Origin of the sequence: Psychrobacter immobilis (assembly GCF_904846285.1) — a bacterium.
GTDB classification, from domain to species: domain Bacteria; phylum Pseudomonadota; class Gammaproteobacteria; order Pseudomonadales; family Moraxellaceae; genus Psychrobacter; species Psychrobacter immobilis_D.
Genome location: NZ_CAJHAD010000047.1, coordinates 1 through 5,769, shown reverse-complemented (window position 1 = coordinate 5,769; position 5,769 = coordinate 1). Strand labels below are relative to the sequence as shown.

Below are 5,769 nucleotides of genomic sequence, written 5' to 3'. Positions count from 1 at the left end.
AAGCGTCTATAATACGCACCTCATTAAGACAAACGGAATGACTTATATGTGAATTTACATATAACAAACCTGACTAACTTACTGAAACAATTTATAAAAAAGCTTGACAAACCAAATCATCATGATATGATAGTCGGCTCGCTAGATAGGATAAGTTCTTAACTTAGACTGACTAGCAAAGAGAAATACCCTATATAATCATCTACTGGACGACAGTAGCTTGACACTATTTAAAAGCATAACTAAAGAACAACTTGTGTGGATTTTTGCTGATTCAGAATGCTAAAAAATAAAGTTGGTTTTACTTCCTTTTCGGGAGTCATTCTAACTATAAAAATTATCATTTAAGACAGTAAAAAAACTCAAAGTTAATTCATTACGAACATAATTTTTAGCGATTTTGCCAGATTAGATGAGCCAAGTTTAGAAGCTTCTTTAAAGAGCTTCATAGCAAGATTAAACTGAAGAGTTTGATCATGGCTCAGATTGAACGCTGGCGGCAGGCTTAACACATGCAAGTCGAGCGGAAACGATGATAGCTTGCTATCAGGCGTCGAGCGGCGGACGGGTGAGTAATACTTAGGAATCTACCTAGTAGTGGGGGATAGCACGGGGAAACTCGTATTAATACCGCATACGACCTACGGGAGAAAGGGGGCAGTTTACTGCTCTCGCTATTAGATGAGCCTAAGTCGGATTAGCTAGATGGTGGGGTAAAGGCCTACCATGGCGACGATCTGTAGCTGGTCTGAGAGGATGATCAGCCACACCGGGACTGAGACACGGCCCGGACTCCTACGGGAGGCAGCAGTGGGGAATATTGGACAATGGGGGAAACCCTGATCCAGCCATGCCGCGTGTGTGAAGAAGGCCTTTTGGTTGTAAAGCACTTTAAGCAGTGAAGAAGACTCCATGGTTAATACCCATGGACGATGACATTAGCTGCAGAATAAGCACCGGCTAACTCTGTGCCAGCAGCCGCGGTAATACAGAGGGTGCAAGCGTTAATCGGAATTACTGGGCGTAAAGGGAGCGTAGGTGGCTCGATAAGTCAGATGTGAAATCCCCGGGCTCAACCTGGGAACTGCATCTGATACTGTTGAGCTAGAGTATGTGAGAGGAAGGTAGAATTCCAGGTGTAGCGGTGAAATGCGTAGAGATCTGGAGGAATACCGATGGCGAAGGCAGCCTTCTGGCATAATACTGACACTGAGGCTCGAAAGCGTGGGTAGCAAACAGGATTAGATACCCTGGTAGTCCACGCCGTAAACGATGTCTACTAGTCGTTGGGTCCCTTGAGGACTTAGTGACGCAGCTAACGCAATAAGTAGACCGCCTGGGGAGTACGGCCGCAAGGTTAAAACTCAAATGAATTGACGGGGGCCCGCACAAGCGGTGGAGCATGTGGTTTAATTCGATGCAACGCGAAGAACCTTACCTGGTCTTGACATATCTAGAATCCTGCAGAGATGCGGGAGTGCCTTCGGGAATTAGAATACAGGTGCTGCATGGCTGTCGTCAGCTCGTGTCGTGAGATGTTGGGTTAAGTCCCGCAACGAGCGCAACCCTTGTCCTTAGTTACCAGCGGGTTAAGCCGGGAACTCTAAGGATACTGCCAGTGACAAACTGGAGGAAGGCGGGGACGACGTCAAGTCATCATGGCCCTTACGACCAGGGCTACACACGTGCTACAATGGTAGGTACAGAGGGCAGCTACACAGCGATGTGATGCGAATCTCAAAAAGCCTATCGTAGTCCAGATTGGAGTCTGCAACTCGACTCCATGAAGTAGGAATCGCTAGTAATCGCGGATCAGAATGCCGCGGTGAATACGTTCCCGGGCCTTGTACACACCGCCCGTCACACCATGGGAGTTGATTGCACCAGAAGTGGATAGCCTAACCCTCGGGAAGGCGTTCACCACGGTGTGGTTGATGACTGGGGTGAAGTCGTAACAAGGTAGCCGTAGGGGAACCTGCGGCTGGATCACCTCCTTATAGATGGCATTCGGTCAGCAAGAATTCACAACAAGTTGTTCTTTAGTTTAAGCTTACGTTTATAACAAGCGTAATTGGGTCTGTAGCTCAGCTGGTTAGAGCACCGTGTTGATAACGCGGGGGTCAGTGGTTCAAGTCCACTTAGACCCACCATTTTATACATGGGGCCATAGCTCAGTTGGTAGAGCGCCTGCCTTGCACGCAGGAGGTCAACGGTTCGACTCCGTTTGGCTCCACCACTATAAACGCCAAGTAAGCTTTAGATGCCAATAAATATAATAGGTATTCAACAGAATTAAGTGATCGTTATTGATTATTTACTTCTGTTTTATACAGAACTTATGACTCGACGAGAGCATAAGAACTATTTAAAAACATAGATATGAGTCTGGGTTAGAAAGAGCGTGTTCACGCGCACTTCCTAACCTTAATAACTCGCTACTTAACGACATCAGTTGTTATCCCAGTAGTGAGTTATTAAAAAAATAAAGAGAACTGAATCAAGCGTATAAACATAGGTGATATCGTTATCATAATTAGACTTTATGACACTTTGAAGTCAAAGCTTATTTATAAGTTAAGACTACTTGGGGTTGTATGGTCAAGTAATGAAGCGCACATGGTGGATGCCTTGGCAGTCAGAGGCGATGAAAGACGTGACAGCCTGCGATAAGCTTCGGGGAGGCGGCAATATCCTGTGATCCGGAGATTTCTGAATGGGGAAACCCACCTACCATAAGGTAGGTATCTTGTACTTGTACAAGAAGCGAACGAGGGGAAGTGAAACATCTCAGTACCCTTAGGAATAGACATCAAATGAGATTCCCCTAGTAGCGGCGAGCGAACGGGGAGAAGCCGATTAATTCTAATGTAGAAGAACAGCGTGGGAAAGCTGACCGTAGTAGGTGATAGTCCTGTATTCGAAACATTAGAGTTAACATATTAAGTAGAGCGGGGCACGAGAAATCCTGTTTGAAGATGGGGGGACCATCCTCCAAGGCTAAATACTCCTGACTGACCGATAGTGAACCAGTACCGTGAGGGAAAGGCGAAAAGAACCCCTGTGAGGGGAGTGAAATAGAACCTGAAACCGTGTGCGTACAAGCAGTAGGAGCCTCAATTTATTGGGGTGACTGCGTACCTTTTGTATAATGGGTCAGCGACTTATGTTCTGTAGCAAGGTTAACCGTTTAGGGGAGCCGTAGGGAAACCGAGTCTTAATAGGGCGAATTAGTTGCAGGGCATAGACCCGAAACCGAGTGATCTATCCATGAGCAGGTTGAAAGTGCCGTAACAGGCACCGGAGGACCGAACCCACTGTCGTTGAAAAGCCAGGGGATGACTTGTGGATAGGGGTGAAAGGCTAATCAAACTCGGTGATAGCTGGTTCTCCCCGAAAGCTATTTAGGTAGCGCCTCGGACGAACACCATTGGGGGTAGAGCACTGTTTCGGCTAGGGGGTCATACCGACTTACCAAACCGATGCAAACTCCGAATACCGATGAGTGATATCCGGGAGACACACAGTGGGTGCTAACGTCCATTGTGGAGAGGGAAACAACCCAGACCGCCAGCTAAGGCCCCAAATTCCTAGTTAAGTGGGAAACGAGGTGGGAAGGCATAGACAGCTAGGAGGTTGGCTTAGAAGCAGCCATCCTTTAAAGAAAGCGTAATAGCTCACTAGTCGAGTCGGCCCGCGCGGAAGATGTAACGGGGCTCAAACTAGGAGCCGAAGCTGCGGATTTGAATTTGTTTTCAAGTGGTAGGGGAGCGTTGTGTAAGCCTGTGAAGGTGTGTCGTAAGGCATGCTGGAGGTATCACAAGAGCGAATGCTGACGTGAGTAACGATAATGCGAGTGAAAAGCTCGCACGCCGGAAGATCAAGGGTTCCAGTCCAACGTTAATCGGGGCTGGGTGAGTCGACCCCTAAGGCGAGGCCGAAAGGCGTAGTCGATGGGAAATTGGTTAATATTCCAATACTTGTTTATAATGCGATGGAGGGACGGAGTAGGTTATGTCAGCCTGGCGTTGGTTGTCCAGGTGAAAGGATGTAGGCTTACAGTTTAGGCAAATCCGGACTGTAATACGGCTGAGATCTGATAGCAAGCTGTACTTGTACAGCGAAGTGGCAAATACCATGCTTCCAGGAAAAGCTTCTAAGCAATAGTTATAAACGAATCGTACCCTAAACCGACACAGGTGATCAGGTAGAGAATACCAAGGCGCTTGAGAGAACTCTGCTGAAGGAACTAGGCAAAATGGTACCGTAACTTCGGGAGAAGGTACGCTGCCGATGGTGATAGGACTTGCTCCTTGAGCTGTTGGCAGTCGCAGATACCAGGCTGCTGCAACTGTTTATTAAAAACACAGCACTCTGCAAACACGAAAGTGGACGTATAGGGTGTGATGTCTGCCCGGTGCTGGAAGGTTAATTGATGGGGTTAGCGTAAGCGAAGCTCTTGATCGAAGCCCCAGTAAACGGCGGCCGTAACTATAACGGTCCTAAGGTAGCGAAATTCCTTGTCGGGTAAGTTCCGACCTGCACGAATGACATAATGATGGCAGCGCTGTCTCCAGCAGAGACTCAGTGAAATCGAAATCGCAGTGAAGATGCTGTGTACCCGCGGCTAGACGGAAAGACCCCGTGAACCTTTACTACAGCTTTACATTGAACTTTGACCTGACTTGTGCAGGATAGGTGGGAGGCTTTGAAGCAGACACGCTAGTGTTTGTGGAGCCAATCTTGAAATACCACCCTGGTCATGTCGGGGTTCTAACTCAGGTATAACAATACCGAGGACAATGTATGGTGGGTAGTTTGACTGGGGCGGTCTCCTCCTAAAGAGTAACGGAGGAGTACGAAGGTGCGCTCAGACCGGTCGGAAATCGGTCGTAGAGTATAAAGGCAAAAGCGCGCTTAACTGCGAGACCCACAAGTCGAGCAGGTACGAAAGTAGGTCTTAGTGATCCGGTGGTTCTGTATGGAAGGGCCATCGCTCAACGGATAAAAGGTACTCTGGGGATAACAGGCTGATACCGCCCAAGAGTTCATATCGACGGCGGTGTTTGGCACCTCGATGTCGGCTCATCTCATCCTAGGGCTGAAGCAGGTCCTAAGGGTATGGCTGTTCGCCATTTAAAGAGGTACGCGAGCTGGGTTTAGAACGTCGTGAGACAGTTCGGTCCCTATCTACCGTGGGCGTTGGAAATTTGAGAGGATCTGCTCCTAGTACGAGAGGACCAGAGTGGACGAACCTCTGGTGTTCGGGTTGTCACGCCAGTGGCATTGCCCGGTAGCTACGTTCGGATGGGATAACCGCTGAAAGCATCTAAGCGGGAAGCCCACCTCAAGATTAGATTTCCCTAAAGAGCCGTTGAAGACTACGACGTTGATAGGCAGGGTGTGGAAGTGCAGCGATGCATGTAGCTAACCTGTACTAATTGCTCGTTTGGCTTGACCATACAACACCCAAGTGGTTTGTATGAAAGCTCTAATTAATCTATCTTGTATAAGTGAAAGCTTATAGAATAAAAGAAAGAATATTTCGATATCACCTTAAACCTTGATTCAGTTAGGTTTATGTTGATGAGACTACAAATAATATTGCAGTCAAAATAACAACAACAGACTCATATCTAACCCCCTTTGCTGACGACAATAGCATGATGGCACCACCTGATCCCTTCCCGAACTCAGAAGTGAAACATCATCGCGCCAATGGTAGTGTGGCTCCGGCCATGTGAGAGTAGGTCATCGTCAGCTCTCTATTCT

At 47.7% G+C, this 5,769-nt stretch carries 2 tRNA genes and 3 rRNA genes; all 5 read left to right on the top strand.

Annotated features, from left to right (window positions below):
• Positions 1–458: 458 nt before the first annotated feature.
• Positions 459–1,997: ribosomal RNA gene (locus tag JMX13_RS13370) — 16S ribosomal RNA — on the top strand.
• A gap of 76 nt (positions 1,998–2,073) precedes the next feature.
• A tRNA-Ile gene (locus JMX13_RS13365) sits at positions 2,074–2,150 on the top strand.
• 10 nt (positions 2,151–2,160) lie between these two features.
• Positions 2,161–2,236: transfer RNA gene (locus JMX13_RS13360), tRNA-Ala, on the top strand.
• A gap of 360 nt (positions 2,237–2,596) precedes the next feature.
• Positions 2,597–5,459 (top strand): 23S ribosomal RNA (locus JMX13_RS13355).
• Positions 5,460–5,645: 186 nt separating this feature from the next.
• Positions 5,646–5,760: ribosomal RNA gene (rrf, locus tag JMX13_RS13350) — 5S ribosomal RNA — on the top strand.
• Together the 16S, 23S and 5S rRNA genes with 2 tRNA genes alongside form the textbook arrangement of a ribosomal RNA operon.
• Positions 5,761–5,769 lie beyond the last annotated feature (9 nt).